At 78.4% G+C, this 1,207-nt stretch carries 2 protein-coding genes; both read right to left on the bottom strand.

Annotated features, from left to right (window positions below):
- Positions 1-502, bottom strand: a 502-nt coding sequence (locus tag ABD308_RS31595) for a GNAT family N-acetyltransferase (RefSeq protein ID WP_344342664.1), incomplete at its 3' end; no start/stop codon positions are given.
- Positions 503-594: 92 nt separating this feature from the next.
- On the bottom strand, positions 595-1,207 hold a 613-nt coding region (locus ABD308_RS31590; RefSeq protein ID WP_344342662.1), incomplete at its 5' end, for a glycosyltransferase.

Below are 1,207 nucleotides of genomic sequence, written 5' to 3'. Positions count from 1 at the left end.
CGCGCACGCCCCGGGCGAAGGCGGCCGGGCGGACGGCGCGCACCGCGATCGGCACCCGGCCGAGCTCCTGCCAGCCCATCGTGCGGTAGCCGGGCAGGCTGTTGCCGTTGGGGGTGTTGAACACCAGCGCGGCCTCGTCGGCGACCTGGTCGAGCAGCTCCCGGGTGAGCCGGCGGAAGACGCCGCGGCCCTGGAAGTCGGGGTGGGTGGCGGTGTCGACCGGGCGGACGGCGGCCACCGGGGCGCCGTCCGGGCCGCCCTGGCGCCACTGCCAGCGCAGGAACAGCCGCACGCCGGCGAGCCGTCCGTCCGGGGTCTCGGCGACCATGCCGGGGCTGGCGCCGAAGGGGTTGCGGCGGTGCTTCCAGGTGAAGAAGTCGGCGGTGCGGGTGCCGGTGGGGCCGCCCGCCAGCGTGGCGGTCAGCAGGTCGAGCACGGCGGGCAGGTCGGACTCGGCGAGCGGGCGGAAGGTCAGCTCGGCGGGGGCGGGCAGGGCGCTCACGTCCGGACTCGCTCTCCCATCGGTGGTCGGGGGGCTGTTGGGGAAGTCGGTGCGTCGGTGCTGTCCAGGGGGGAGCCGCCGGGGGCGCGCGGTCAGTGCCGCAGGACCCGCGCGTACACCGCCTCGACGGCGCGCTGGGCGCCGGCCACGTCGAAGCGCTTGGCGCGCTCCCGGGCGGCGGACGCCATCCGGGCGCGCAGGTCCGGGTCCCCGGCCAGCCGGTCGAACGCGCCGGCCAGCGCGGACGGGTCGCCGGGCGGGACGAGCAGGCCCTGCTCGCCGTCGTCCAGCACCTCGGGCATGCCGCCGACCCGGGTGACCACGGCGGGCAGTCCGCTGGTCATCGCCTCCATCAGCGCGACCGGCAGGCCCTCCTGGCGCGAGCTCAGGGTGAACACGTCCAGGGCGGGCAGCAGTTCGGGCACGTCGGCGCGCGAGCCGGCGAACACGACGGTGTCCGCGACGCCCAGTTCGGCGGCGCGGGCGCGCAGTCGCGCGTCCAGCGGCCCGGCGCCGACCAGCAGCAGCCGGGCGTCCGGGCGGGAGCGCAGCAGCGCGGCGTGCGCGGCGAGCAGCGTCGCCTGGTCCTTCTTGGGAGTGAGGTTGCCGACCGTGCCGACCACGAACGCGTCGTCCGGCAGGCCGAGTCCGGCGCGGGCGGCGGCCCGGGCGGCGGGGCCCTCGGGGGCGCCCGCCAGGTCGGGG

The organism is Kitasatospora putterlickiae, assembly GCF_039527695.1.
Taxonomy (GTDB): domain Bacteria; phylum Actinomycetota; class Actinomycetes; order Streptomycetales; family Streptomycetaceae; genus Kitasatospora; species Kitasatospora putterlickiae.
This window is presented reverse-complemented; position numbering and strand designations above follow the sequence as displayed.